Genomic DNA, 26,482 nt, shown 5'->3' with positions numbered 1-26,482 from the left:
CGATTTTTGATAAAAGTCGGGAATTTGGGTTTTATGACGAATGCTGAACTAAATCAAAGTTAACTTGCGCCTACCTATTTATTTGTGAAGAAGGAGCGCCATGAAGTCTATAAAACTCCAAATCTTACAAACTCTGTATGAGCAAGATTATTGTGCTTGGGTAGAGCAGATAGCAGAGCTTTTGCGATGTCTACGACGGGCTACGCCTACGCACCACTGGGACACGCTGGATTTAGAACACTTAATTGAGGAAGTGGTGGACTTGGGTAAGAGTCAATAACGGGCGTTGCAAAGTGCGTTGCGGTTAGTCTTATCGCATTTGTGGAAGTGGGAGTATCAACCAGAACATCGTAGTCACAGTTGGCAAGTGACCATTACCAGTGAGCGACTGAATATAGATGAATTGCTGCAAGAAAGTCCTAGCTTGCGGCGTTTTTTAAATGATGCCGAGTGGATAAATACTACCTATCAGCGATCGCGGCGAGAGGCAATGGTGGAAACAAGTTTATCAGAGGATGACTTTGCGATCGCTTGTCCGTTTTCTGTAGATGAGATTTTAGACTTAGACTTTTATCCTAACGTTGAGGAATAGCTATGCATAAATTTTGTATAAGTGTAGATATGCCCAATATGATGAGGAGCCATCTGTGAAAATTGCTGTAAGTTTGTTAACTAATTATCAAGATATGCACTTGGAATGCGAATAATACTTTTTGAATTTATCATTCCCAGACGCCCTGTTTCGTTACAGACAAAGAAAAGAGAAAATCTTCAGGCATGGAAGAATTTTGTGCGCGTTGAAGCCCAAAAGGTTTGGAAAGATAGCAGTCCCATTACAAAAGGCGATCTACAGTTAACGCTAGTTTATCTTTGTGATGAGTATCCGGCTGACATCGATAACATTATCAAGCCAATTCAGGATGCACTTGTAGACTTAGTTTTTGAAGATGATAGTTTAGTATCAGATGTAGATAGTCATCGTCGGTTTCTGTCTGATCCAATTGAAATTAAAAGTCTACCTTCCTTATTACAGCGTGCTGTTATTATAGGTAAAGAGTGTGTTTATGTAAAAGTGAGTGAATCTCAACCACTGGAAAAATACTTATGATTAATAATACTAAAACTCTATATAATCAAAAGGTAAAATCTCTGTCAGAGAAGTACGAAAGTCAAGGATTTCGTGTTTTAACTGAACCCAAAACAGATGAATTACCATTCGATTTGGGTAACTACCAGCCAGATATGATTGCTATTAAAGATGGCTCAGGTTTGGTAATTGAAATAAAAACCAGCCTCAGCCGAGTGTCAGTTGATCGTTTACAGGCTTTAGCAGAGGAAGTGAGTAAACATCCAGGCTGGCGTTTTTTATTGATCACGCTCGAAGACATAAAAGCTCAGTCATTACCTGGAACACCCGAACAGCTCCCTTCATGGCAAGAGCTAACGGATCGCTTTCTCCAAGCGCATAAGCTTATTGAAAATGATGAAATTGAGCCTGCTTTTCTTTTTATGTGGAGTATTTTTGAGGGGGCTTTAAGAAAGAGAGCAATCGATGTGTCAATTCCTATTGAACGTTTCCCAGCCATAGGATTACTAAGACATCTGTACTCCTTGGGAGAGTTATCAATCTCTCAATTTGACCTTGCTCAAGCTTGTTTTGAAGTTTGGAATCGTCTTACTCACGGATATATTGAAAACCTAAATTTGCCAGTTGTACATAATTTTGACAATTTGGTTCGTGAATTATTAGCAAAATGGACACTCGAACTCGCTATTAGTCAACTTTCATCAGAGGATATAGCTGCTTTTCGTGCCTGGTTTGGGGAATTCGATGCAGCATCCTTGGATAAACAACAAGAATTAATGACAGATTTAAATAATAAGAAAAGCCTTCTTTTCGCACTAGAATTAAATGGATATTTAAGAAATGAGAAACTAAAGAAGGAATTAAACGTAAACGACGAACAGGTTATAAACGTCGAATCCGCTGTTAGTCTACTTTCACCAGAGGATCTCGCCGCATTTCGTACCTGGTTTGCAGAATTCGATGCAGCAGCTTGGGATAAACAGATTGAAAAAGATGTGGCTCAAGGTCGGTTAGATGGATTGGCACAGAAAGCACTCAAACATCTGCGAGAAGGGCGTTGTACTGATCTGTGAAACATCGAGCAACCCCAGATTTTTGGTATTACTATCGCCAGTTGCCAATTGATATCCAAGAGCTTGCTAATCGATGTTACGAGTTTCTTCGGGAAGATCCCAAATATCCATCATTGCATTTCAAAAAAGTCGGTCAGTTTTGGTCAGTGCGTATTGGTATATATTATCGGGCGCTTGCTGTAAAAGAAGATGATAATTTTGTATGGTTTTGGATTGGATCACATCCAGAGTATGACAGATTGCTAAGTGGTAAATAGCGTTATAACAGTAGTTCTGCTTTAAAAGAGGCATAAAATGACACAGAAAGAATTGTTAAATGAGTTTTTATCCCTTCCTGCTGAAGCACAGCATCAAGTAATCGACTTTATTGCTTTTTTGCGACAAAGATATCCAGTAATTGAACCTGCCTTCCAGTCACCAGATTTTGACTTGATAAATGATAGCTTTATTGGGATGTGGAGCGTAGGCGTAGCCCGTCGTAGACATCGCCAAGATTTAGCTGATAGCACTGCTTGGGTGCGTGGTGTTCGAGAAAATGAGTGGTCAAAGTCACATGACTAACTCAACCATCGTTGATACTGATATTCTAATTGATACAGGTCGCGGTGTTCTTGAAGCGGTAAAGTGTTTGCAAAATCTGAAAGCGAGTTCTGGCTAGGCAATTAGCATAATCACACAAATGGAACTAATGGTTGGTTGTGCTAACAAAACAGAGCTACAAACACTAGAAAATTTCCTCAAGCATTTTTACATCATTAAGATTGACCCGGCTGTGTCTGACACAGCAGTTGATTTATTGCGGTCTTATCGCCTCAGTCATGGCTTACTCATTGCCGATAGTCTCATTGCAGCTACAGCAATAGTGGAGAATTACCCGTTTATCACAAAAAACCAACGGGATTACAGATTTATTCAAGGTTTAAACCTATTGCCATATCCATAACACTTACTTAGAATGTCTAACGCCGCACTGTACCGGACAGATGGCAGATCAACGAATACGTAATAATGATTAAGATTAGGATAGGTTAAGTCACACCACACGTAACTCCTAAGTCAGCACAGGCTACGCTAATAAAATTAAAAATATGGAACTATATTTAATTCGTCATGGCATCGCCGAAGAACAGGGATTAGGCATCAAGGATGAGGAACGCAGCCTAACCAAAGAAGGAAGGCAAAAAACTGAGAAAGTTGCCCAAAAACTTGTTAAATTAGGTTTAAACTTTGATTTGATTCTCACCAGCCCCTTAGTGCGTGCCCGCCAAACGGCTGAAATCCTGATAGCAGAAAAACTAAGCTCCCAATTAGAAGAATCTAGTTACCTCGCGCCCGATGGTGAAATTTCTAGTTGGCTCAAAGACTGGTTAGAACCAAGAAATTATTCCCAAAATACCCAACTGGCGCTGGTTGGACATGAACCTGGTTTGAGCAATTGGGCAGAAGTTCTCTTATGGGGAGAAGTCAAAGCAAGCTTAGTCTTGAAAAAAGCAGGTATGATTGGGATAAAACTACCAGAAACAGGTTCTCCTTTGGGTCGTAGTCAGATGTTTTGGTTGACACCACCCAAGTACCTGCTATAACAGTTTTTCAACATTTTCGATTGTTGTTAGAACGGCTACTGTTATGGCGACAATAAATTTCTGGTAAGTTAGCTTGATCAGATATTTCACAAAGCGAATGGTGGTGCCATGATGGTGTGCGAATACAAGCCTGGTTTAGAAGGCATTCCCGCCGCCCAATCAAGTATCAGCTATGTTGATGGGCAAAAGGGAATATTAGAATATCGTGGCATTCGGATTGAGGAATTAGCAGAAAAAAGTACATTCTTGGAAACTGCTTATCTCTTAATCTGGGGTAAACTGCCAAGCAAGGAAGAACTGGAAACATTTGAGCATGAAGTTCGTTACCACCGGCGGATAAAATACCGGATTCGGGACATGATGAAATGCTTTCCAGAAAGCGGCCACCCAATGGATGCCTTGCAAGCTTCTGCTGCTGCTTTAGGCTTGTTTTATTCGCTCCGCGATTTACATAATCCTGTCTACATTCGAGATTCGGTGGTGCGCCTGATAGCAACCATTCCCACAATGGTGGCGGCGTTCCAACTGATGCGAAAAGGCAATGATCCGGTGCGTCCCCGTGATGACTTAGACTATTCCGCCAACTTTCTATACATGCTCGATGAGCGAGAACCCGATCCTCTGATGGCGCGGATTTTTGATATCTGCTTGATACTTCAGGTCGAGCATACAATGAATGCTTCTACTTTCAGTGCCAGGGTGACAGCTTCCACCTTAACCGATCCTTATGCTGTGGTTGCTAGTGCCGTGGGAACTTTGGGTGGGCCTCTGCATGGTGGAGCCAATGAAGAAGTAATTCAGATGTTGGAAAAAATTGGCTCTGTAGAAAACGTCCGTCCCTACATAGAGGACTGTCTGCAAAGTAAATCTAAGATTATGGGCTTTGGACATCGTGTGTATAAAGTTAAAGACCCACGAGCCACAATTTTACAAGGACTAGCAGAGCAACTGTTTGAGAAGTTTGGCCATGACAAGTTCTATGATATTGCTCAAGAAATGGAACGAGTGGTAGAGGAAAAACTCGGTAGCAAAGGGATTTATCCCAATATTGACTTTTATTCCGGTTTGGTGTATAGAAAGATGGGCATTCCTACAGACTTGTTTACGCCAATATTTGCGATCGCTCGCGTTGCCGGTTGGTTAGCCCACTGGAAAGAACAACTAGCAGAAAACCGGATTTTCCGTCCTACCCAGGTTTACAACGGTCTGCACGAAGTTACTTATACCCCCATTGACCAACGGTAAATGGGCATTGGGCAATTCAATTTTGGATTTTGGTGAAGCAGCGCAGTCTTGGGGAGCCAGTGCGTTGGGCGGCTCCGGCGACTTGTACCCCTGCGGGGAAGCAAGCTACGCGCAGCGTCTCCCCTTCTCCCAAAGGGAGAGGCTAGCGCCAAGGGAGAAGGGATTGACAATTTTGGATTAAATTTCAATTCTTTAATCCAAAATCTAAAATCTAAAATCTAAAATTCTTACTCACCCTAGTCCCTGCGTCTCCTCAATAGCCAATCTCAATGCCAACCATAAGTAGAAGTTCTCATCTCGCTTCAGGGTGCTCAAACCATCCAACGATATACTAGGCATGGGAATTAGCGACAAATCTTCAATCAAGCGTCATCTGGGCAAAAATTAAAAATGGGTGAGTTTACAGGTATTAATTCAACTAATAGTTGTAACTCACCATGACTCGATGTCTTAAAGAGCGGAAACATGAATTCAGGAATTGACCTCCAAGGAACTTTTATTGAATCCCTCCGGGATTTAGGTATACCAGCAGGAACAGCCAAAGCGATTTGGATGCCGCTGCCAATGATACTGATGCTGATTGGGGCAACAGTGGGGGTATTAGTTGCTACTTGGCTAGAACGGAAAATTTCCGCCTCCGCACAGCAGCGAATTGGGCCAGAATACCAGGGGCCTTTTGGGTTGCTGGTGCCTGTAGCGGATGGTCTGAAGCTGGTATTTAAAGAAGATATAGTACCAGCCAAGTCTGACCCTTGGCTGTTTACTCTGGGGCCGATTATTGTGGTAATTCCGGTGTTTCTGTCGTTCCTGATTGTGCCTTTTGGACAGAATATCGTAATTAGCAATGTGGGCATGGGCGTATTCTTGTGGATTGCCTTGTCAAGCATTCAACCCATTGGTTTATTGATGGCTGGCTATGCATCTAATAACAAATACTCCCTCTTAGGGGGCCTGCGGGCAGCAGCGCAATCTATTAGCTATGAAATTCCTTTGGCGCTGGCGGTGTTAGCGATCGCTATGATGTCTAACAGCCTCAGCACCGTTGATATTGTCAATCAACAGTCTGGCTACGGCATTTTGGGCTGGAACATTTGGCGACAACCAATCGGTTTCCTGATCTTTTGGATCGCCGCCCTAGCTGAATGCGAACGATTACCCTTTGACTTACCCGAAGCGGAAGAAGAAATCGTCGCAGGCTATCAGACTGAATACTCAGGGATGAAATTCGGTCTGTTCTACCTGGGTTCCTACGTTAACTTGATCCTTTCTTCCTTACTAGTAGCAATTCTCTACCTGGGCGGTTGGGACTTTCCTATTCCCCTCAACCTCATCGCTGGTTGGGTGGGAGTCAGTGAATTAAATCCCGTGTTCCAGATAGTAACTGCGGCTTTGGGTATCATTATGACCGTGTTCAAAGCCTATTTACTAGTGTTTGTCGCCATCCTGTTGCGCTGGACAGTGCCACGGGTACGGATTGACCAACTGTTAGATTTAGGATGGAAGTTTTTGTTGCCAGTTGGTTTGGTTAATCTGCTATTAACCGCCGCCCTGAAACTAGCCTTTCCCTTCGCCTTCGGCGGGTAAAGCAATTTTAGATTTTAGATTTTAGATTTTGGTGAGGCAGCGCGGTCTTGGGGGTTTCCCCCATGAGTGACTGCCGAACCCGGAGGGATTAAGTCTGAAATCTAAAATCCAAAATTGAAAATTGAAAATTGAAAAGAGAGAGACACAAAATGCTAAAGTTCCTAAAACAAGTTGGTGATTACGCCAAAGAAACGGTACAAGCTGCGCGTTACATTGGTCAGGGGCTTTCTGTAACCTTCGATCACATGCGGCGGCGTCCAATTACCGTACAGTACCCTTACGAGAAACTGATTCTTGGCGAACGGTTTCGCGGTAGAATTCACTTTGAATTTGATAAGTGCATCGCCTGCGAAGTTTGTGTTCGCGTTTGTCCGATTAACCTGCCTGTAGTAGATTGGGAATACGACAAAGCCAGCAAAAAGAAAAAACTCAACCACTACAGTATTGACTTTGGAGTTTGTATCTTTTGCGGTAACTGTGTGGAATTTTGCCCAACTAACTGTCTATCCATGACAGAAGAATATGAGCTTGCCACTTACGATCGCCATGAATTGAACTATGACAGTGTGGCGCTGGGTCGTCTGCCCTATAAGGTAACAGATGATCCAATGGTTACACCACTGCGCGAATTAGTTTACCTACCCAAGGGCGTCCTCGAACCACATGGACTGCCCGCAGATGCGCCACGTGCAGGTGCGCGTCCAGAAGACCTGGTAGAACAAACAGAAAAATAAATGTCAACCAATTTTAAATTTTGGATTTTGGATTTTGGATTGAAAGAAAAATCCAAAATTGGCAATCTAAAATCCAAAATTGATCGACCAATGACCAACGACCATGCAAATTTGTGATTTGTGATTTTGGATTAAAACAAAAATCTAAAATCTAAAATCTAAAATCCAAAATTGATTGACTAAGGACAAAAAACAGTGAATCTAGCAGAAGGAGTACAGTTAGTATCACTTGGCATACTGAGCGTGATGATGATTGGGGCAGCCATTGGTGTGGTGCTGTTCTCTAACATCGTCTATTCTGCCTTTATGTTGGGGGGCGTGTTCATCAGCATAGCGGGAATCTACCTGTTGCTAAATGCTGATTTTGTTGCAGCTGCACAAATACTAATTTACGTTGGGGCGGTTAACGTGTTGATTTTGTTTGCCATTATGTTGGTGAACAAACGAGAGGATTTTGTCTCATTACCCAACTCTTGGGTGCGGAAAGTACTAACAGGTATAGTTAGTGTAGGATTGTTTGGTCTTTTAAGTACAATGGTACTGGCTACTCCTTGGGCCTACTCAACTGCTCCTGTGGTGGGTGGTGAAAGTTCTATAGTTTTGATTGGAGAGCATTTCTTCACTGACTTTTTACTACCTTTTGAACTGGCTTCCATTTTGCTGCTAATAGCGATGGTAGGAGCAATTATTTTGGCACGTCGCGAGTATTTGCCAGACCCACTGACGCCATCCGATCTGCGGCAAACTGTTTTGACTTTGCAAGAACGCCCCAGAGAACTAGTATCAACAACCAGCGAAACAAAAGAGTAATATTTGCGACCTGATTCGTAGATAAATAGCCAGTTTTTGCAGTAGGGATATTCAGATTCATGCAACTCCAGTACTTTTTATTACTAGCAGCAGCTTTATTTTGTATCGGCATCTACGGTTTAATTACCAGCCGCAACGCTGTGCGGGTGCTGATGTCAATTGAGTTATTGCTCAATGCTGTTAATCTGAATTTAATGGCATTTTCCAACTTCCTCGACTCAACATTAATTAAGGGTCAGGTTTTCACAGTATTTGTGATTACCGTGGCCGCAGCCGAGGCGGCGGTGGGTTTAGCGATCGTGCTGGCCATTTATCGCAACCGCGATACCGTCGATATGGAGCAGTTTAATCTCCTGAAGTGGTAATTGTGCGTGCAACTCAAGCAGGTAATCATTGCTTATAAAGCGCGGGATGCCCGGAGTAAAGAATGGGCAGAAATCTGTGCGAAACAACTAGAAAGTCGCCAGTGCCAAGTGTTGATGGGGCCTAGCGGGCCGAAAGACAACCCCTATCCAGTCTTTTTGGCTTCGGCGGGTCAACCAATCGATCTCGCTTTGGTACTCGGTGGCGATGGTACTGTTTTAACTGGTGCCAGACATTTAGCCCCAGCTGGTATCCCAATTCTGGGAGTGAATGTAGGAGGCCATCTGGGGTTTTTAACTGAGTCAGTGGAAGAGTTTCAGGATACAGAGAAAGTTTGGGATCGGCTGTTTGAGGATCGTTATGCTATCCAACGACGGATGATGTTGCAAGCTGCGGTGTATGAAGGTCATGGATCTAATTTGGAACCAGTGAGCGAACATTACCTGGCTTTGAATGAATTCTGTGTCAAACCCGCCTCCGCTGACCGAATGATCACCTCAATTCTAGAAATGGAAATTGACGGTGAAGTAGTCGATCAATACGTTGGGGATGGGTTGATTATTTCTACTCCCACAGGTTCTACTGGTTACACTGTTTCTGCTAATGGGCCAATTATGCATGATGGTATGGAGGCGCTTACCATCACTCCCATTTGTGCAATGAGCCTTTCTAGTCGCCCCCTCGTTTTACCCCCTGGTTCTGTGGTGAGTATTTGGCCTTTGGGGGATTACGATTTGAGTACCAAGCTGTGGACAGATGGGGTTTTGGGAACTTCAATTTGGCCCGGACACCGCGTTGATGTGCGGATGGCAGAGTGTCGGGCTAAATTTATTATTTTGCGCGAGAACAATTCCTACTATCAGACGCTACGGGAGAAGTTGCTGTGGGCAGGTACAAGGGTTCACTACAGCAATAATCACCGTAATTAATTAAGTATTTTAGAGTGCATTTACCGCAGATTGCGATGTCTACGACGGGCTGTTCGCCTACGCAACGAAAACACCGCAGGCATCGCAACTAAAATTATCCCAGCCCCTAGATTCATCTGGGGGCTTTTTAGTAGGGGGGAGAATATACATAATGTATTGGCTAGAGTTTAGTTATTAAAATTTGGGGTTGATGGGTGTGGGAAGAATGACGTAGACGCGCAGAGGATATGAAGGAAGAGGAAAGGCGATCGCATCAAGCTTGGGTTTTACCTTTCCCCTTGTCCCCTTTATCTCAATTCAGTCCCAGTTCTTCCTTCAACGCCTCCGGTATATTAACTGCTGTCTCTAATCCCCGCACACCTTCCCACTGCTGCTTTTTACCCCAGATCATCTCTTCTAGATTGGCGTCGCTAAGGTCTGCACCACCCAGAATGGCGTAACTTAGGTTGCTATGGCTGAGATCCGCACCGTTGAGGATAGCACCACTGAGATTACTGCCACTGAGGTTAGCACTGTTAAGGTTGGCATAGCTAAAGTCTGTGCCAAACAGGATCGCGTCAGTCAGGTCAGCACCACTGAGGTCAGCGTCGTTGAGAATCACGCCGCTGAGGTCGGCTTCGTTGAGAATCACCCGACTCAGGTCTACGCCACTGAGGTCGGCACCTAAGAACATTGCACCGTTAAGTCTGGCATTGTTAAGTTTGGCACCGTTAAGTTTGGCATAGCTGAGGTCTGCGGCAACAAGGATAGCATCGCTGAGGTTGGTACTGAAAAGAATTGTGTCACTGAGGTTAGTACCGTTGAGGATGGCGTGACTCAAATCAGCACCACTGAGGTCGGCGCGGCAAAGGTCGGCATGGCTAAGGCTGACCCGACTGAGGTTGGCTTCACTCAGATTCGCACCGAAAAGGATGGCATTACTTAAGTCAGCATGGCTGAGGTTGGTGCTGCTAAGGTCGGCGCGGTTGAGGTCAGCGCGGCTGAGGTCGGCGCGGCTAAGGTTGGTATTGCTAAGATCGGCGCGGTTGAGGTCGGCGTGGCTAAGGTTGGCACAGCTAAGGTTAGCACCGCTGAGGTTGGTGCTACTGAGGTCGGCACCGCTGAGGTTAACACCTGTGAGGTTGGCACCGCTGAGGTTGGCATCGCCGAGGTTGGCACCACTAAGGTTGGCACCGCTGAAGTTTACGCCAGTTAAGTTGGCATCTCCGAGATAAGCAAGGCTGAGGTCAGCACCGCTAAAATCTGCCCCGGTAAGGTTGGCATCGCCCAGGTAAGCACCCCGAAAGTTGCCGCCTTTGAGGAATTCCCCAACTATACTGCTAAAGTTGCCAATTTCTAGGGCATCGCTATAGTTGATGATCCGCAGCAGTTGGGATGTGAAAAAATTGTCTGTGTCCGGTTGGGCAGATGGATAGAAGGTGATTTTTTGTTTGAGTTCATCTTGCTCTTGAGCGTAGCGGTGTAACTCTAATAGTAAAATCAGTACGTTCAGCCCTGTATATATGTCTACCTGTCTCAACCCAAGAGCAATATTTTGTGCCGCTAGCTTTAACCTTGTTTTTTGAGGCAGGTTATCATCTGGTGTCCCATCGATAAATTCTCCCTGACACCAGCGACGATAAAAATCTTCTAGCCGCCAGAAAAGCAATTCTGGGCGAATTTTTTTAGCAGTCACAACCAATTCCATTAGTTGGTTGACTATTTCAGGTTTCAGGGCACCATTACCCAATAAATCATAAATCTCTTCATGCATCTGGCGATCGCATACTTTAAAGCAAAACCCAGAGGGTAAAGTGCCCAATGTGCGATCGTCTATCTGACAAGTCAAACCGCTCTTTGGTATTGTCCATTTTTCTAAGCTTTTTTGCAGTCTTGGAGAGTATAAATATTCCGGCAAATTATCTTGAGCAAATTTAACGCTTTTGTCTGGTTCTTTAATACTTTTTCTTAGAGGTAAAACTGCTTCAGTTTCTAGCGATGTGGTCTTTGGCATCTCTTGCAACCTTGTACCCCTGACATAATTTCTCAGCAGCTGCCAGACTTGAGATAAATATGTTGACATTTTTGTGTCCGTTGTTACATTTAAATTACTGTTTTTGATAATCCTGAATTAAAAATTTTTCTATGGTAGTTTGCTTTTTATTCCCAACAATCAATAGTATAAATAAATACTATATTAAAAAAATCATCAGTTGGCGATGTCTACGGTGGGCTACTTCTGGTGAATTTGCCAACGGCGTTCCTGGATGGCGGCTTAAGGCTCACCTCTAGTAGCCTTAAGCTTCTTCTCATGATGTAAATAAAGTGTTAGTTTAAAAATTCTTTCAAAAATCAAGTAATTTCCATGCTTTGACTAATTTGTTATACTTTTTTTCCAAGAAATTTACTAGTCTGATGTAAAAATAATATTTACCATTTTTTGGAGACACAATTGTTAGGAAAAATCCTACACTAAAACAGCCCAACAAAGCTGAAAAATGGTAAATAAAATTTCAGTCAAAAGTTTGCGGGCAAGCTGTATAGCTTTGCAAAAGTTAAAAATTAACTAGGGATAGTTATCAGGGAATGAATGCGATGAACAGATTGACCTTTTATATGATTTTGTTACATAGTTTGTTTTTAGGAATAGCAACGGCTAGCGCTAAGTCACCGTTTGTTAACAGAGTTGATACAGAGTTGTCAGCCAACCATAAGGTTGTAGAAGGCGTAGTTACAGCTAGAAGTGGAGAGAAATCCAATAGTCAGTTAACGACAGAAACTTCTGCAACTAAAATATCAGCCTTATCGCTAAATAATATCAATATTCCTCAGAAACAGAAGCTACCATCAGGCCAAGTTTGGGTAGTTAATCAAAATAAACATGCACAGCCTCAACCGTTCATTTGGATAGTAAAAAACCTGAAAAAAGCAGGTCAGCAACCATTTTTGCAAGTTGCCAAACCCCCAGAAAAACCCAATGCAAAGCCTAGTCCGACTGCGAAACCAGCAACAAAGGATGATTTAGAGCCATTTAACGAAGTAATCAAAGACACCCAAAAGTCAGGGGGATTATTCACCCTTTATCGCAATAAAGAAAAGAATAAGATTTATCTAGAAATTAAGCCAGAGCAACTTAATAAAAATTACCTAGCTACGGCAACCCTGGAATCGGGCATTGGCGAACAGGGTATTTACAGTGGTATGCCTCTGCAAGATTTTTTGTTTTATTTCCAACGGGTGGATGATAAACTACACTTTGTCATCCGTAATGTGAATTTTCGCACTCGTGAGGGAGATCCCCAGGTGCGATCGCTGAGGCGATCGTTTAGTGACTCTGTTCTCTACAGCATTTCCATTAAAAGCATTCATCCAGAACGCAAAACTCTTCTGATTGACTTGGGAGATTTGTTACTCACAGACTTAGCTGGATTATCTGTAAGTTTAGGAGTCCCAGGAAGCACAGACCAGTCCTATTTTGGTACTGCTAAAGCCTTTCCCCAAAACTTAGAAGTCGAGTCAGTTTTGAATTTCTCTGGTAGCGTTGACCACGACAGTGAAATGGCAAGCTTTGCGTCGCTAGCTGACAACCGTGGCTTTACCCTGCGCGTCCACTACAGTTTCTCCCAACTACCCGATCAAGATTATCGACCGCGCTTTGCTGACGATCGCATCGGCTATTTCATCACCGCCTACCAAGATTTATCCAAAGATGACGATCGCGGCGATTCTTTTGTCCGCTACATAAATCGCTGGCATTTAGAAAAACAAGACCCGAAAGCAGTCATTTCTCGTCCTAAAAAACCGATTGTCTTCTGGATTGATAACGCTGTGCCATTAGAGTACCGCGATGCGATGAAAGAAGGTGCCCTAATGTGGAACAAAGCCTTTCTCAAAGCCGGATTCAAGGATGCAATTGAAGTTCGCCAAATGCCAGATGATGCCACCTGGGACCCGGCAGATATTCGTTACAACACGATTCGCTGGATTAACACAGTAGATGGATACTTTGCAATGGGGCCATCCCGTGTTAACCCATTGACAGGGGAAATTTTGGATGCAGACATTCTCGTAGATGCTAGCTTTGTGCGGGCACTCAAGAATGATTATCGCAAAATCGTCCAACCCAGCCAAACCGAAAACCGGACTACTTTATCAGCTTTGATGCAAAATCGTCTACTTTGCGCCAATGGTTTAGATGCGAAAAACAATGGTGTGCCCCAGAAGATGCAAGGGCAACAGGGGTTGTTGAGTCGTTTATCAAAAATGGCAGGCGAGTACGATTTATGCTATGGGATGGAAGCTGCTAACCAGTTTGCCTTTGGTTCACTGGCGATGTCACTGTTGCCTGATAGTATGGCCACTCCAGACCAGGTAAAAGAATATATCAATCAATATTTACGTTTAATCATCGCTCACGAAGTTGGACATACTCTTGGTTTACGTCATAACTTCCGTGGTAGTACACTGCTAGCACCAGAGGAGATGAATAATACAGAAATTACCAAAACTAAAGGTCTGACAACTTCTGTAATGGACTATATTCCCCCAAATATTGCCCCTCAAGGTACAAAACAAGGAGATTATTTTCCTAGTATGGTGGGGCCTTATGATGAATGGGCAATTAAGTACGGCTACACAACAATTAAGACATCAACTCCTCTAGCAGAAAAGCCAATTTTGGAAGAAATTGCTGCACAATCCTACAAGCCAGAATTGAGTTATTCTACAGATGAAGATGTGTATGACCTTGACCCAACTGCTGATGCTTGGGATAACAGCGGCAATGTGCTGCTTTATTCTCAGTGGCAATTGAATAATTCGCGAGTGATGTGGGAACGTCTCGATAAGCGTTACCCAATAGCTGGCGATAGTTACAGCGATGTGAGCGAACGTTTTAGCACAGTATTGGGTAACTTTTTCCAGCAAATATATTACACCACAAAATATATTGGGGGACAGTCTTTTTATCGCATTCACCCTAGCGAACTCCCTTCCGAGAACCCTTCTGGAGTCCGCCAACACCGTTTACCATTTGAACCAGTACCAGTTGAAGAACAACGCCAAGCTTTAGAAACGCTGCAAAAATATGTATTTGCAGAAGATGCCCTAAGTTTTTCACCAGAATTACTGAATAAATTAGCACCTTCCCGTTGGCGACATTGGGGTAGTTCTCCGCAAGTTGGTCGTTTGGATTTTCCAATTCATGACTTGGTGCTACTCATGCAGAGTTCTGTGTTGCGAGATTTACTCTCAGGCGATCGCCTCTCTCGCCTCAAGGATATTGAACTCAAAACTCCTGAAGGAAAATCACTGACTCTTCCTGAACTATTTGACACTTTGCAATCAGGTATTTGGACGGAAGTCATCAAACCAAAAGCTAAACCGATGAAGATTGGCAGTTTGCGGCGAGGCTTGCAGCGGGAATACCTGGACATTTTGACCAGTATGGTATTGCGGAAAGAACATGTTCCAGAAGATGCTCGGACTCTAGCTTGGTATAAACTCAAACAGCTTGATGAGAAACTTAAGGGTGTTAATTCCGAGGATGAATACACCAAAGCGCACTTATTAGAAACGCGCGATCGCATCGAGAAAGTCTTAAACGCCCCATTGCAAACGAATTAAAAAGTTCTTGTCCCACGGCTTGGCAATGTTGCACAATGTACAAGGTTTTCTGGATTAAAATGTATAAAAAACTTAAAATGAGGCAGCAGATGAGAATTTTCCTGCTGCTACCTCTGCTTTCTCCTAACTACTCAACGCCTTTAAGAAGCGTTGCAAACTCTTAAACACACTGGGCTTTCTCGCAGGTGTCGCGTCTGTTGTTGTTTGCGGTTGTCCTTTTAAAACAATCAGATCCAACTCATCACCCGCTGGTTTTGTGGGTAATTCGGCAATTCTTTGATATTCGCCGCTGGTTTCCAGCCAAACTTCCCACTGTCCTGGGTAGCAGCGACGAATGGCACTTTGATCGTCTATTGGGCGCAGGTAATAGGCAGATTCAATAGTATTGGTGAAACGCTCACGAGTTTTTCTTGCTGCATAACCAATGCCCACAACCCCAGAATCTTCTAAACGGGGATTTAACAAAACTAAAGGGCGATCGCCTATTACTTCACACAGCTTTTCCAACTGCGGCACTTCTACCGATGTAGGGGCAATGAATAAGAAAATTTCATCCTCTGGCTGAATTTTTGTCTGCAAGGAAGCAGCCCTACCCGTACCAATATCCAAAATTTGAAATGGTGCATCTGCCCAATTACGACGGGCTAGGGCCGCAGCCCCAGCGTCAGCAAAGAAAATCTTCAAACGGGAATCATAATCTGTAAACACGGGCAAAAATTGTTCTGCCACCGGCATAAACTTTAGTTCTGGGAACAGGAACTCAACTTGCAAGCGAGTACAGCCATCTGCAAGGGCATTTTGGACGGCTACACGAGATTGGGCGATCGCATCTTCTAGACTATTTGGAAGTTCACTCATAATCTGCATGGTTTTGTAGTGTCTACTCCCATTGTTTCAGTATTGGCTCTTAATTAGGACTTACGCAGACGAGATCGCTCAATCCCCTTAAAACTAGGGCTGTTTCATTCGATCTCTGAGGAATTTTGTCAACAACATGGGTAAGAAATTTGCTATATCGCCATTATGCGATCGCCTCGACCAGTTGAAAAAAATATTTTATCCCAGTATGGTGTCTTGTTTTTTATAACTTTAGTTATATCTCTATTGATTATTAATCGTGTTCAGCTTGAGTATTCTCCTATATAAATCCTCAAATATCTCTATTGAACTCAGTCGCCAGCAGGAGGATAGTTAACGCAATATTTTTTACAGTAGTAAATAAACATTGTAAGCAACTTAGGAACAGCGTATGCCTATTCACAAACTTGAACATTTTGACCAAAATTATCGAGAAACCTTTGGCGGAGACGACGTTAAAGCGCTGGATGTTTATACTGAGGGAGGAGATAGAGTTGGCTCAGTTGCTGATGTTTTAGTTGATGACGATGGTCATTTTCGTTATTTAATTATTGATATAAGTTTAGATTTTGTTAGCAAGAAAATATTACTACCAATTGGTCTTTCCCGGATTAATTATCCAGAAAGACGCATCTATGTTGATGGTTTAAGCAGACAGCAATTAGAAAATTTACCCGATCACACAGAAGATGCGATCGTTGATCGTGATTACGAAGAAAATGTACGTAGTGTATTTCGTTCTCCAACCAGCGATCTGACTTATGATCGCGATACATACAATTACCAAAAAGATCCAGATTTATATGGGTTGAATGAGCAATCTCATCAAACTTTTAAACTCTATGAAGAACGATTAATTGCCAACAAACACCGCATCAAAACCGGAGAAGTAACGGTTGGTAAGCATATTGAAACAGAAACTGTACACGTTACAGTACCTATTCAAAAAGAACGAGTTCTGATTGAGCGAGTTACACCAACAGAAGCAGGAAAGGTTGTAGATCCCAATGAACTTAAGTTTCAAGAAGGGGAAGTAGTACGCATAGAAGTGTACGAAGAAACGCCTGAGATACATAAAGAAGCATTTGTGCGTGAAGAAGTTCGGGTCAAGAAAGTAGTAGAACGGGACACTGTGGAAGCACAAGACACCATTCGGCGAGAAGAATTAGATGTTGATACTACGGGTAATTTACATCTGCAAGAAGATGGTATCACCACAGATGAAGCTATTTAATTAGCTGGCTGATAAATTTGTTTAGTAGATTATCTGAAATAATCATCCAGGCAAAGTTAATTTTTATCTCTGCCTGTGTTTTTTTATTCAACAACCAGATTCCCGACTTATTAGACAAGTCCGGAATCTGGTTGTTGAATAAATTTACATCTTGACAAACCATGTAAAGATACAAAATTTGGCGAATCCCATACACCAAGGCTAGACATATTTTTACAAAATCAAGTCAGATGCTGCCAATTTAGCCTCTCTAGTTAGCCATATTGCTCAAAAATATCTATAACTTTCGATTATTTCACTCTGGAAATAATTCCTTCGGCAGAAGGATGTACAAAAATAAATAAATGTCTAGTTTAGTTATTAAGAGATGACAAAAAAATATTTGAGGTTAATAGATAATGGTTCTTTACAAATTAGAAGATTTTGAGCCTAACTATCAAGAGAGTTTTGATGGCCATGACATTAAGGGGTTGGGTGTCTATACACAGGGAACTGATGAAAAAATTGGTACTATCAGCGATGTTTTAGTTGATGAGGAAGGTCATTTTCGCTATCTAGTCGTTGACTTAGGCTTCTGGATTTTTGGTAAAAAAGTATTACTACCACTGGGTCGTGCCCGTATTGACTATAACATTGATCGTGTATATACAATTGGCTTGACTAGAGAGCAAGCTGAAGATTTGCCTGAGTTCAATGAACGTCAAACCCTGGATTACGACTATGAAGAACGGGTGCGTGGGGTATATCGCCAACCCACAGACTACAACCCTCCTGTAGAAGCTTCAATGCCATTAGTAGATCCTTTGGCATCATTAGACCCTTTAGGAGCACCTGTAGCACCAGCACCATTGGGTACAACTCCCACTTACGCCCGTGATAGCTACACTTACGAAAATGAGCCTTCTTTATTCGGGTTAAATGAGCAAGATCATCAAACTCTGAGATTGTATGAAGAACGGCTGATTGCCAGTAAACGACGCCAAAAAACTGGAGAAGTAACAATTGGCAAGCGTGTTGAGACTGATACTGCACGCGTTGCAGTGCCAGTAGAAAGAGAAAGAGTTGTGATTGAACGTGTAACTCCAGCAGATGCGGGTAAGGCTGTTTCTGGGCGCGAAGCAGACTTCCGTGAAGGTGAAGTTGCTCGCATAGAAATCCATGAAGAAACTGCTGATGTTCGCAAAGAAGCATTTTTGCGTGAAGAAGTAAGAGTTAGAAAAGTGGTCGAACAAGACACAGTTGAAACTCAAGAAACCGTGCGTCGTGAAGAGTTAGATGTGAATTCTAGTAATCTTCCGATTGAAGAACGCTAACTAAACATAGTTATTAGCTAGTAACTAATGACTAATAATTAATTCTACACAGTGCAGGTGAGGCTGTTGAATTAGCTTTACCTGTGCTTGTAATAGCTGATACCACTTGGGATTTTTGATTGCAAATATTGCTCTGGATATGAGTTGGATAAATGCAGCGATCGCCAACATTTTCTCAATGGTATCCAGATGATTAATACATTTAATTTAGCTAAGTAGAAAGCAGTTAGTAAATTTTGCAGATGAATAGCCAACAGATGGCAAAAAATATTGTCCAGGCAAACGGTAACTCTCGCACTAGCTCGTCTCTGGCAGATTTAAGAAAGAAGGTGAACAACTTTGCTGTGTTTGATAAGCAAGGTCAGCTAGTAGGAGTAGTTTATGATTTAATTGTGGATGCTAATCGTCGGCTAAACTTAGTTATATCTAACCAGGCAAATCAACAAACTATAGAATATGGTCAGCAGTTAGCTGATAAACATCCTTCTTTATTTAGGTTGCAGAGCCAGAGAATAAAACAAATAGACAAGCCGACTAAATCTGTTTTCATAGACTTAAACAAATCAGAAATTGAGTATATGCCTGAATATTTAGAAGCAGAAACACCAGGCGATAGCAACTCAACTGAGCAACTAGCTAATAATCAAATTACAAATAACCCAGTTGAGCCAGTAAATTTAGAACAGGTTCCTGAAGAACAGATTATTCGTCTACTAGAAGAACGACTAGTTGTTGAAAGCAGTAAGCGTAAAGTTGGTGAGGTAATTGTTCGCAAAGTAATCGAAACCCGGATGGTGCAAGTTCCTGTCCGGCGTGAAAAGCTGATTGTGGAACAAATTAGCCCAGAACACAAACAACTCGCAGAAATTGATTTAGGACAAGGGGAAATTACTGGCGTTGACTTGTCTGAAGTAGAAAGACTTGAAGTTACACATTTTGACAACGGTTTAACGGTAAGCGGCGAATTTAGCTCGCCTAAAATTGCTAATTTATTGTTGAATGCGATCGCACTAGAGCGAAATCACGGCTGTAAGCAGGTGCGTGTTACCATTGCTGTTGAAGATGAGTCACACCAGAAAAAATACCAGGAGTGGTTTGACCGCTGCTCTAAAGGTCAATCACTAAAACCAGAAAAATAAGTTTCTAGCAGATAAATAAGTAGGGTGGGCATTGCACACCCTATTTTTTTGCTTATTTACAGCAGTTTTCATTTATTTGAACCCTATCTGTGGTATAGGCACAGCATTGCACATTGGTGTCAACTTCAGCTGAAATCTTCTGACTGGATAAGTTTTTCCCTCACCCCCAGCCCCTCTGCCAATTTTGGGAGAGGGGCTGGGGGTGAGGGGATGAGGGCAATATCTTAAGTTATAGTTGACACCAATGAGCATTGCACTGCCCTTACTAGTCTATTTACTTAATTTACAATACTAAGCAGTTGCCGTTCTTTTGGCTGCTTGCAATGAAATTTCGACTGAAGAGACTTTCACCCAAGAAACGACAGCAGCGTCTGATCCCACCTATTCAGATTCATGTTCAAGATGGAAAATTTGAGATTATAGGTATGGGTGTATGGCATTCCTACTGGCGCGATCCCTATCATCTGCTGCTAACGATTCCCTGGATTGGCTTTCTGCTCCTGATTTGTACTGTCTATCTAACTATTAATGCTCTATTTGCACTAGCTTACTTGATAGGAGGAGATTGTATTGCCAACGCCCAACCTGGCTCTTTTTTAGATGTATTTTTCTTTAGCGTGCAAACCCTAGCATCTATCGGCTATGGGGCAATGTATCCTAAAACAACTTACGCCAACATTATTGTCACTATTGAAGCGATGATCGGTTTGGTGGGAATTGCTGTGATGACAGGGCTAGCGTTTGCTCGATTCTCTCGACCTACAGCCCGTGTACTGTTTAGCCGTGTTGCTGTCATTACAGCTCATAATGCGATGCCGACTCTGATATTTCGCAGCGCTAATAAGCGTCGCAATACGATTCTGGAGGCGCAGATGCGAGTCTACTTGATGCGCGACGAAGTAACCCTAGAAGGACAGTTCATCCGTCGGTTCCACGATCTCAAACTACTGAGGAACCAAACACCTAGCTTCACCTTAAGCTGGTCAGTGATGCATGTCATTGATGAGTTTAGTCCTTTATATGGGATGACACCAGAATCGTTAACCCAGACAAATACTATGCTAATTGTCTCTTTGAGTGGCATTGATGAAACGGTTGCCCAGGTCGTCCATGCGCGTCATCACTATAGTGCTAATGAGATTTTGTGGAACAATCAATTTGTTGATATCTTTCACCACACACCCGATGGACATCGCTACATTGATTACAACCGCTTCCACGATGTTTTACCTTTAGATTAAAGGGGTTAAATTCCTGAAAGTTACTCGGAAGGCTCATTGAGTGGTGGTTGCAAGGGTTTAATGACCACTCGACCATTTTCAACTACAGTGCAACTTTTAACCATACTCTTGCTGTGGTTAACTGGCACATCCTGACACTGGTTTTGGTGGGAGATATTTTGCTCTTGTTGTTGGTTGAGGACGACAACATAACAGGCGCAGGAGGCAAAGGACATATAACTTAATTTTGATCTCTATATCTATTATCGCGCTACTGATGCTGTTTGGCTGAAAAATTTGCTACCCATGTATTTTGATCATTCAAACTCCCGTCAAATTTCTGGTAAGTACTTGCTTTCTTGTGCTTGTAGCCTGTTTGAATATATCTAAACCAATTAAACAGGAAAGCGGTTGATCCCGCCCCGCTTTCCTGACTACCCAAACAAGTTTAGCCGGGCTAGATAGTGGGTTTTTCTAATGAAAAAATTTTTGAGATATCTGGGTTTAGGTTTGCTATCTACGTTCTTGACTGCTACTCCCGGATTGGGGGCTGAACGCATTAGCTTTTTTTATCCTCCCTTCGGCGAATTTTCCTTATCGGTGGACTCGCTGGAAACCTTTGCGAAAGATGGCAAAATCGATCAAGATTTTTCATTTTATGCTAGTCGTGCGACTCCTGAACAACTCGCTCAACTGCGGGATCTACTCCAGCAGCGGTTTAATGTCACTCCTACACTACTATCTCAAGTGACCTACTCACCTATAGGCGAGCAGATGGTGCAACAACTAGGAAAATTACTTCTCACTGAGTCTCGAAAGAATGGTTTTTATGCCATACGTGCCTCTTTGATTTTGGCTGCTGCCGATCGAGAGGGTTTAACGGTTGTGAATTTGCTGCGGAAATTTCCTAGCAATACTATACGGGTAAATTTCACAGAGGGGTTAAGGATAGTCGATGACTTGTCGCAATTGATCAAAAAAAAGGATGAAGTTTTTGCCTCTCTTCAAAAAGAAGCGATCGCTCAAGCAGCCACTTCAAACATTGATTTCTCCCAAAAACCAGATTTGCGATCGCCAGGAAAATTCAGCTGGCAGAAAAAAACCTTCGACCTAAATGACATTTCTCGCTCACGCCGTTTACCTGTGGATATCTATCTGCCAAAAGCAGATCCACAAAGCACTGGAGAATTACTCTCGCCTCCCTTTCCCCTGATTGTAATTTCTCATGGCATCGCCTCAGACCGCTCTACCTTTGTCTACCTGGCTGAACATCTAGCATCATACGGTTTTGCTGTTGCTGTACTAGAACACCCTGGTAGTAATGCCCAACGCTTTCAGCAATACTTTGCAGGTTTGGCAGCGCCGCCAGATGCAGCAGAATTTATCAATCGACCTTTGGATATTAAATATCTACTCGATGAACTCCAGCGTCTCGAAAAGTCTGATCCCACTCTCCAGGGAAAACTCAATTTTCAGCAAGTTGGGGCGATCGGTCAGTCTTTTGGCGGTTATACTGTTTTGACTTTAGCAGGAGCCAAGATTAACTTTGAGCAACTGCGTCAAGACTGTGATCCCAATAATTCATCCTTTAATTTGTCGCTCTTTTTGCAGTGTCAAGCAAGTGAGTTACCCCCAAAGGATTACGAACTCAAAGACGATCGCATCAAGGTGATCATTGCGATTAATCCGATTGACAGCTCAGTTTTGGGTCAGGGGGGAATCAGTCAAATTAAAATTCCCATCATGCTGGTAGCAGGTAGTCAAGATATTTTCGCCCCACCCGTGTTTGAGCAAATTCGCCCCTTTACCTGGCTTTCTGACTCCAATAAGTACCTGGCTTTGATCGAAAACGCCACCCACTTTTCAGCGATCGCCGAACCTACTCCTCAAAACGATGTCTTACCTGTGCCACCTGCCTTGCTGGGCCCCGATCGCGCTCCTGTTTATTCCTATCTCAACGCCCTCAGCGTCGCTTTTTTAGAAACCCATCTCCTCAACCGCCCTGAATACCGTTCTTATTTGCAGCCTTCCTATGCCACATTTATCAGCAAAGAGCCACTTAATCTCAGTCTTTTACAGTCGTTGTCGGTAGCTCAGTTCAATCAAGTTTGGAGTGGGTCAACTCCCCAGTCAAGCAAACCATCAAATCCTCAACCTATCCCTACCCCCCGTTAGTTTGAGAAAATAGAATAAATAATTTCCACCAATATCCATCCCAATACTGCGTAGGTTTTGCCTAAAAAATAGAAATCTGTAGGTTGGGTTGCGTTCCTCAACCCAACATTTTGCTCTGTTGTTGGGTTGAGCAATAGCAAAACCCAACCTAATTGATAAGCTAAACCACATCTAGTTTGCATATCTAAAATTTATATAACTCTTGTGGGGTGGGCATCTTGCCCGCTCTAATTATGCAAGTTAAATGTGGAACAGCTTATCCATCCTTGCTCGGAGTAAGTCAATTTAAGCGTGGAGTTACTACTTACGTAAATACACTGAGTGCAGCTTTCGGCAGAATCATCAATTAGAAATCATATTGATTTATAGTTCAGATCCCCGACTTCTTAGAGAAGTCGGGGATCTTATTGTTCGCGAACGATTGAAGTTTGCTATAGACAAAGCAAGTCTCAAGCATTACTTTGATGAACTCAAAGCTAAACCTAAATAAACTCCTATTTGTCCTAAAGTTTTGGCAGATAATTCCAGACAACGATCTAATCCTCTTTGATTATTTTCAATAAATAAAAGCCATCAACCTTTATTTTCAAAAAACAGTAAATGTACTGTTGCAATTTTGTGAGTTGTTAGAAATTCTAAGTATTGCAACCATAAGCCAAAACGCTATATGTCTTTTTTGTTTCTAAGCTATGAATTAGATATCACAATTTCCTAAAACAGGGCTATTTGTCAGGAAAGTGAGATATTTATACTGAGGGATTCATAAAAACTTATTTAATAAAATATTTTGTATATATATACTTGTCATTAACAAGTATTAAGAAATACTTATTAAAGAATATTGCAATACCTTGATTTAATTGCTAACGTGTGTATGACAACGATGCTGATGAACGCTCGGATCTAGGAGAAATAAAATCTATGAGCTATACCCATTCAGCCAAGTGTGTTAGGCTTTGACGGGTTAAAAACGAGAAATTTCTGCCTCATATAGACAACTATGAGGGATTGCAGATTAACCAAGAAATATCTCGTTGCTAAAGGCTTAGTTTCAGTTTGATTTCAATTGCGATTGATTATTTGTCTTACCTTGTGCAGACAAGCGAGTAGCTCTTAATTGTATGTATCGGCAATAACGAAGAGTTTAGTAAGACTTAAATTTTGGAGGATAAAACCAATGGAGATTCAAGGTAAAGTAGCCCTAATTACAGGGGCTTCGCGTGGGATTGGACGAGCGATCGCCCTCGAATTAGCGCAACAAGGCATCAAGCGGATGATATTGGTAGCACGCGATCGCCGCAAGTTAGTGGAGGTAGCCAAGGAAATCGAAGCTATGGGTACAGAAGCTGTGATCGTGGCTTTAGATTTGACTCAAACAATTGAAGTAAATATCGCTGTTGCCCAACTATGGCGCAATTACGGACAGATTCATCTGCTGGTTAATTGTGCGGGAGTTGCATACCAAAGTTCATTTTTGCAATCTAAAATGCCCCAAGTTCAAGAAGAACTCTCTGTGAACTTGTTAGGAATGTACAACCTCACTAGTCTGATCGCTCGACGTATGGCCAGCCAAAGACAAGGGACAATTGTCAATGTATCGAGCCTGATGGGGAAAGTTGCAGCACCAACGATGGCGACATACTCAGCAACCAAGTTTGCCATCTTAGGATTTACCCAAGCCTTACGCCAAGAATTAGCTGAACACAATATTCGCGTCATTGCATTATTGCCTTCCCTGACAGACACAGACATGGTGCGCGACTTAAAATTATTTCGCTGGGTGATCCCCATGACTCCCCAGCAAGTGGCTAAAGCACTCGTCACCGGAATGCAGAATGATTCATCAGAAATTTTAGTCGGATGGCAAAGTCATTTAGCCGTGTTGTGTCAACGCCTCGCCCCTTGGTTGTTAGAGCTAATTTTACGAATAGCAACACCGCCAGCACCAAGCAGACAACGGCTGATTGAAAAACTTATCCCTTCGCGTAGCGTCTCGTAGAGAAGGGGGGACGCCGAGAGCGATCGGTGACTCAACACTCAGCATTCCTGAACAAACTTGTCCGAAATCTTCAGTCGTTTGGCTTTACCCTTGTGCAACAAAGTAACGCTCACAGTGCCAAGAAATGCTAATAAGCTGAAAGTAGAAGTAGACTCAGGAACAGACTTGGAATTCTCAATTTTGATAACTTGTCCAAGTCCAGGGCGATCGCCTCGGTTTGTCACGTAGATAGCACCATCAGCACCAATAGTCAAAGCAGTAGGAGACTCTAATCCATTGCCACTAAGAATAGTTGTGCGAGTCCCATCCCTCGCTATTTTAATTACAGAACCATCTAAATTACCTTTCCAGAGTGACTGATTAGCGTACTGCAAAGCATATAAATTACCCTCAGTATCAAAAGCCAAGTCAGTAAGTTGGGTAAAGCCATCGGTATAAACTGTTGGTTGACCATCAGCACCAACTCGATAGATTTTTGCTTCACCTTCTGGAAAGGGAAAACCAGTTAATTGGCTAATATAATAAGCGCCATCTGGGCCTTTGGCGATATTTGTGGGTACTGCTTGGATTTCAAATGGCGATGACGATGCACCAGAGGGAAAAACTGGATTAGTTAATGTCTGCCGAGGAATTGTAGCGATCGCCTTTAAATTACTTCCATCAGTACCTACGCTGAGTAACTCATTAGCACCAGTATCAACTGCAACAATATTATTTCCATCTAAAAGAAGAGAGAAAGGATTGCTAATTAGATCGCCTCGATCGGGATTATTTGCAAGTTCATAATTAGCTAAATCAGCAACACTAGTCCAGGAATTTGTATTGAAATTAGCAGTGATGATTTTTCCTAAGTCAGTGTTACCTAATGTGGCGCGAAATGTGGGATCAGAAGCATACCCAATTGCAATATAAGGTTTGCCACTGGCATCAAATTTTATATCATGAGGCCCAGCAGTATCAGTACCATCTGGTAATGCTAAAGAAGGAAGTCCTGTAAGTACACGTTCTTGCGTACCATTTCTAATTTTTGTCACTGCACCAGTTGTGCCATAACATAAAGATTGACCTTCGGCACTCGGTGAAGGAACACAAGCTCCATCTCCGCCTGTTCCTGCTTCTGTGACGTAGAGACTTCCATCAGGAGCAAAAGTTAGACCCCGTGGACTATTAAGACCATCGGCAATTACCGAAAATGATGCCGCCTCTGCTGCTTTCATTCCCGAAAAAGCAGCAATACAAACACTCAAAAATGTAATTCCAAATTGCTTTAGTTTCATTAGACCTGTCCTAAAATTAAATTTGCGTAAAGCATAGAAAAGAAAATTTTATCTTGATAAATACTAATATTTACTGTGTATAGTTTCTGTGGATTTTACAGGATGTCTGAAAAGTTTTTTTGTATACATCTAAGCCTTGGAGATCCCCCTAAATCCCCCTTCAAAAGGGGGACTTTAAGACTCTTATTCCCCCCTTTTTTAAGGGGAGCCAGCGCGGTCTTGGGGTCTCCCCAAGTGGAGCGACTGGCGTGGGTT

At 42.6% G+C, this 26,482-nt stretch carries 24 protein-coding genes and 1 pseudogene; 20 read left to right on the top strand and 5 right to left on the bottom strand.

The window, feature by feature from the left end:
- Positions 1-100: 100 nt before the first annotated feature.
- The 13 genes and pseudogenes from V7K62_RS30570 to V7K62_RS30510 all read left to right on the top strand — a co-directional run bounded on the left by V7K62_RS30570 (position 101) and on the right by V7K62_RS30510 (position 9,408).
- Positions 101-592 (top strand): annotated as a pseudogene (locus V7K62_RS30570) (DUF29 domain-containing protein).
- A gap of 105 nt (positions 593-697) precedes the next feature.
- Positions 698-1,108 carry a RusA family crossover junction endodeoxyribonuclease gene (locus V7K62_RS30565; RefSeq protein ID WP_334870870.1) on the top strand — a complete coding sequence of 137 codons (411 nt, stop codon included), beginning with the start codon at positions 698-700 and terminating at the stop codon, positions 1,106-1,108.
- Entirely contained in the window at positions 1,105-2,160 is a 1,056-nt protein-coding gene (locus V7K62_RS30560; protein ID WP_334870868.1) for a hypothetical protein, read from the top strand. Before V7K62_RS30565 ends, V7K62_RS30560 begins: the two co-directional genes overlap by 4 nt.
- Positions 2,157-2,417 (top strand): ParE family toxin-like protein, encoded by a 261-nt coding sequence (locus V7K62_RS30555; RefSeq protein WP_334870866.1) that lies wholly within the window; start codon positions 2,157-2,159, stop codon positions 2,415-2,417. Before V7K62_RS30560 ends, V7K62_RS30555 begins: the two co-directional genes overlap by 4 nt.
- A gap of 37 nt (positions 2,418-2,454) precedes the next feature.
- Positions 2,455-2,721 (top strand): hypothetical protein, encoded by a 267-nt coding sequence (locus tag V7K62_RS30550; RefSeq protein ID WP_334870864.1) that lies wholly within the window; start codon positions 2,455-2,457, stop codon positions 2,719-2,721.
- Between the two features lie 100 nt (positions 2,722-2,821).
- Positions 2,822-3,103 (top strand): type II toxin-antitoxin system VapC family toxin, encoded by a 282-nt coding sequence (locus V7K62_RS30545; protein ID WP_334871147.1) that lies wholly within the window; start codon positions 2,822-2,824, stop codon positions 3,101-3,103.
- A gap of 145 nt (positions 3,104-3,248) precedes the next feature.
- Positions 3,249-3,743 carry a phosphohistidine phosphatase SixA gene (sixA, locus tag V7K62_RS30540; RefSeq protein WP_334870862.1) on the top strand — a complete coding sequence of 165 codons (495 nt, stop codon included), beginning with the start codon at positions 3,249-3,251 and terminating at the stop codon, positions 3,741-3,743.
- Between the two features lie 108 nt (positions 3,744-3,851).
- A complete protein-coding gene (locus V7K62_RS30535) occupies positions 3,852-4,988 on the top strand; it encodes a citrate synthase (protein WP_334870860.1) in 1,137 nt (378 codons plus the stop codon).
- 465 nt (positions 4,989-5,453) lie between these two features.
- Positions 5,454-6,572 (top strand): NADH-quinone oxidoreductase subunit NuoH, encoded by a 1,119-nt coding sequence (nuoH, locus tag V7K62_RS30530; RefSeq protein WP_334870858.1) that lies wholly within the window; start codon positions 5,454-5,456, stop codon positions 6,570-6,572.
- A 149-nt stretch (positions 6,573-6,721) separates the two neighbouring features.
- Positions 6,722-7,306: an NAD(P)H-quinone oxidoreductase subunit I gene (ndhI, locus tag V7K62_RS30525; RefSeq protein WP_292794924.1), complete on the top strand. Its 585-nt coding sequence runs from the start codon at positions 6,722-6,724 to the stop codon at positions 7,304-7,306.
- A 195-nt stretch (positions 7,307-7,501) separates the two neighbouring features.
- Positions 7,502-8,116, top strand: coding sequence for an NADH-quinone oxidoreductase subunit J (locus tag V7K62_RS30520; RefSeq protein ID WP_334870856.1), 615 nt, complete (start codon positions 7,502-7,504; stop codon positions 8,114-8,116).
- 59 nt (positions 8,117-8,175) lie between these two features.
- Entirely contained in the window at positions 8,176-8,481 is a 306-nt protein-coding gene (gene nuoK / locus V7K62_RS30515) for an NADH-quinone oxidoreductase subunit NuoK (protein ID WP_006199065.1), read from the top strand.
- A 6-nt stretch (positions 8,482-8,487) separates the two neighbouring features.
- The gene (locus V7K62_RS30510; protein ID WP_334870854.1) at positions 8,488-9,408 is read left to right on the top strand and encodes an NAD(+) kinase; all 921 of its coding nucleotides are present in this window, start codon (positions 8,488-8,490) and stop codon (positions 9,406-9,408) included.
- Between the two features lie 292 nt (positions 9,409-9,700).
- On the opposite strand, the gene V7K62_RS30505 is transcribed toward V7K62_RS30510, so the two are convergent.
- Complete coding sequence (locus V7K62_RS30505; RefSeq protein WP_334870852.1) at positions 9,701-11,470, bottom strand: pentapeptide repeat-containing protein; 1,770 nt, start codon at positions 11,468-11,470, stop codon at positions 9,701-9,703.
- 512 nt (positions 11,471-11,982) lie between these two features.
- Between V7K62_RS30505 and V7K62_RS30500 the strand changes: the two genes are divergently transcribed.
- Positions 11,983-15,012 carry a zinc-dependent metalloprotease gene (locus tag V7K62_RS30500; protein ID WP_334870850.1) on the top strand — a complete coding sequence of 1,010 codons (3,030 nt, stop codon included), beginning with the start codon at positions 11,983-11,985 and terminating at the stop codon, positions 15,010-15,012.
- A 123-nt stretch (positions 15,013-15,135) separates the two neighbouring features.
- Here V7K62_RS30500 and V7K62_RS30495 read toward each other — a convergent pair whose 3' ends face one another.
- Complete coding sequence (locus tag V7K62_RS30495) at positions 15,136-15,870, bottom strand: DUF1995 family protein (protein WP_334870848.1); 735 nt, start codon at positions 15,868-15,870, stop codon at positions 15,136-15,138.
- A 391-nt stretch (positions 15,871-16,261) separates the two neighbouring features.
- On the opposite strand from V7K62_RS30495, the gene V7K62_RS30490 reads away from it, so the two are divergent.
- Positions 16,262-17,104, top strand: coding sequence for a DUF2382 domain-containing protein (locus tag V7K62_RS30490; RefSeq protein WP_334870846.1), 843 nt, complete (start codon positions 16,262-16,264; stop codon positions 17,102-17,104).
- Between the two features lie 398 nt (positions 17,105-17,502).
- Positions 17,503-18,417: a DUF2382 domain-containing protein gene (locus tag V7K62_RS30485; RefSeq protein ID WP_334870844.1), complete on the top strand. Its 915-nt coding sequence runs from the start codon at positions 17,503-17,505 to the stop codon at positions 18,415-18,417.
- A gap of 24 nt (positions 18,418-18,441) precedes the next feature.
- On the opposite strand, the gene V7K62_RS30480 is transcribed toward V7K62_RS30485, so the two are convergent.
- Positions 18,442-18,588 carry a hypothetical protein gene (locus V7K62_RS30480; protein WP_334870842.1) on the bottom strand — a complete coding sequence of 49 codons (147 nt, stop codon included), beginning with the start codon at positions 18,586-18,588 and terminating at the stop codon, positions 18,442-18,444.
- A 71-nt stretch (positions 18,589-18,659) separates the two neighbouring features.
- Between V7K62_RS30480 and V7K62_RS30475 the strand changes: the two genes are divergently transcribed.
- Positions 18,660-19,556, top strand: coding sequence for a YsnF/AvaK domain-containing protein (locus V7K62_RS30475; protein ID WP_334870840.1), 897 nt, complete (start codon positions 18,660-18,662; stop codon positions 19,554-19,556).
- Positions 19,557-19,879: 323 nt separating this feature from the next.
- Positions 19,880-20,797, top strand: a complete 918-nt coding sequence (locus V7K62_RS30470; RefSeq protein ID WP_334870838.1) for an ion channel — start codon at positions 19,880-19,882, stop codon at positions 20,795-20,797.
- A gap of 20 nt (positions 20,798-20,817) precedes the next feature.
- On the opposite strand, the gene V7K62_RS30465 is transcribed toward V7K62_RS30470, so the two are convergent.
- Positions 20,818-21,012: a hypothetical protein gene (locus V7K62_RS30465; RefSeq protein WP_334870836.1), complete on the bottom strand. Its 195-nt coding sequence runs from the start codon at positions 21,010-21,012 to the stop codon at positions 20,818-20,820.
- A gap of 241 nt (positions 21,013-21,253) precedes the next feature.
- Here V7K62_RS30465 and V7K62_RS30460 point away from each other — a divergent pair, with 241 nt between their 5' ends.
- Together V7K62_RS30460 and V7K62_RS30455 are read left to right on the top strand one after the other, a co-directional pair.
- The gene (locus V7K62_RS30460) at positions 21,254-22,951 is read left to right on the top strand and encodes an alpha/beta hydrolase (protein ID WP_334870834.1); all 1,698 of its coding nucleotides are present in this window, start codon (positions 21,254-21,256) and stop codon (positions 22,949-22,951) included.
- A 1,177-nt stretch (positions 22,952-24,128) separates the two neighbouring features.
- On the top strand, positions 24,129-24,950 hold the full coding sequence (locus tag V7K62_RS30455; RefSeq protein ID WP_334870832.1) for an SDR family NAD(P)-dependent oxidoreductase: 822 nt from the start codon (positions 24,129-24,131) through the stop codon (positions 24,948-24,950).
- 38 nt (positions 24,951-24,988) lie between these two features.
- Here the strand turns inward: V7K62_RS30455 and V7K62_RS30450 are convergent, their stop codons facing one another.
- On the bottom strand, positions 24,989-26,227 hold the full coding sequence (locus tag V7K62_RS30450) for a ScyD/ScyE family protein (RefSeq protein WP_334870830.1): 1,239 nt from the start codon (positions 26,225-26,227) through the stop codon (positions 24,989-24,991).
- Positions 26,228-26,482 lie beyond the last annotated feature (255 nt).

The sequence above is a fragment of the Nostoc sp. genome (genome assembly GCF_036917935.1).
Taxonomy (GTDB): domain Bacteria; phylum Cyanobacteriota; class Cyanobacteriia; order Cyanobacteriales; family Nostocaceae; genus Nostoc.
The sequence above is the reverse complement of the archived record's forward strand: the minus strand, read 5'-3'. Positions and strand labels throughout refer to the sequence as shown.